Here is a 1,625-nt window from a genome sequence, read left to right as displayed (position 1 = left end):
TCGGTGCAGGTGCTGACCCCGGCGGGAGCGGCCGGCCGGGAGTGGGACGTCGTCGTGGTGGCCGGGGTCCAGGAGGGCTCCTGGCCCGACCTGCGGCTGCGTGACTCCCTCCTGGGCGCGCAGGAGCTCGTCGACCTGGTGGCCGGCCGCGCGGTTCCCGGTACCTCCGACGACGCCGAGTCCGCCGCGGCGGCGCGCGACGCGGTGCTGGCGGACGAGTTGCGCTCCTTCGTGGTGGCGTGCTCGCGTGCCCGTCGCTCGCTCCTGGTCACGGCCGTGGACGACGCCGACCACCAACCGTCGCCCTTCGTCGACCTGGTCGACCCGTCCGACGACGAGGGTGAGACCCGCCGCACCAGCGTCCCCAGCCCGCTCGACCTGCGGGGGCTCGTGGCCCAGCTGCGGGCCCACCTGGAGCAGGCGGCGCTGGACGGTGTCGAGCCGGACCCGGCCGCGGCCCGCACCCTGGCGCGGCTGGCCGCGGCGGACGTCGCCGGTGCCGACCCCGCGCAGTGGCACGGCCTCGCGGAGCCGTCGAGCGAGGCGCCGCTGTGGGAGCCGGACGAGCGCGTGCCGGTCTCTCCGTCCAAGGTGGAGACCGCGCAGCGGTGCGCCCTGCGCTGGGCGCTCGAGGCCGCGGGCGGGACGTCGTCGGCGAGCGGTGGGCAGAGCCTGGGCACCCTGCTGCACGCCATCGCGCAGGAGCACCCGCGCGGCTCCGAGGAGGAGCTGTCCGCGGCGCTCGACCGCCGGTGGGGCGAGCTCGGGCTGGGCTCGGGCTGGCCGGCGCTCGCGACCCGGCGCAAGGCGGACGCGATGGTGCACCGGCTCGCCGTCTACCTGCGGACGGCCGGTGAGCCGCTGCTGGTCGAGGGGTCCTTCGCCGTCGACACCGACCGTGCGTCGCTGCGGGGGTCGGCGGACCGGATCGAGCTCGTGCAGGACGGTCCCGCCGGACCGGTGGTGCGTGTGGTGGACCTGAAGACCGGTGCCAGCCCGCCGAGCGTCGGCAAGGCMGCCGAGAACCCGCAGCTGGGTGCGTACCAGCTGGCGGTCGACGCCGGCGCGTTCGACGGGCTGCCCGAGGGAGCCACGAGCGGGGGCGCGCAGCTGGTCTTCCTCGGCACCGGGGCGACGGCCGTGATCCGGTCCCAGGAGGCGCTCGGGCCGGAGGTCGACGAACCCAGCTGGGCGCGCGCGATGGTCGACCAGGTGGCCGACAAGATGGCCGCCTCGACGTTCCAGGCCACCACCAACGACCTGTGCGACCGCTGCCCCGTGCGGCGCTCGTGCCCGGTCCGTGGCGAGGGCGGACAGGTGGTCGCATGACCCTGTCCGCCGCGCAGATCGCTGCCCTGGTGGGCCAGCCGCCGCCCACGTCCGAGCAGCGTGCCGTGATCGAGGCGCCCCTCGGGCCGTCGCTCGTCGTGGCCGGTGCCGGGTCCGGCAAGACGGAGACCATGGCCGCACGGGTGGTCTGGCTGCTCGCCAACGGCATCGTGGCCCCGGACCAGGTGCTGGGTCTGACGTTCACGCGCAAGGCGGCCGGCGAGCTGGCCGAGCGGGTGCGCAAGCGGCTGCGGACCCTCGCGCGGGCGGCCGCGGCCCAGGGCGTGGTGCTGGGC

The 1,625-nt window shown here is 76.6% G+C and carries 2 protein-coding genes; both read left to right on the top strand.

Annotated elements, in window-relative coordinates:
* A partial coding sequence (locus tag AC1DUQ_RS21570; protein WP_477074616.1) for a RecB family exonuclease occupies positions 1–1,329 on the top strand: 1,329 nt, incomplete at its 5' end.
* A partial coding sequence (locus AC1DUQ_RS21565; RefSeq protein WP_477074615.1) for a UvrD-helicase domain-containing protein occupies positions 1,326–1,625 on the top strand: 300 nt, incomplete at its 3' end. The genes AC1DUQ_RS21570 and AC1DUQ_RS21565, both read left to right, overlap by 4 nt.

The sequence above is a fragment of the Cellulomonas sp. P4_B5_2 genome (assembly GCF_056402235.1).
The sequence above is the reverse complement of the archived record's forward strand: the minus strand, read 5'-3'. Positions and strand labels throughout refer to the sequence as shown.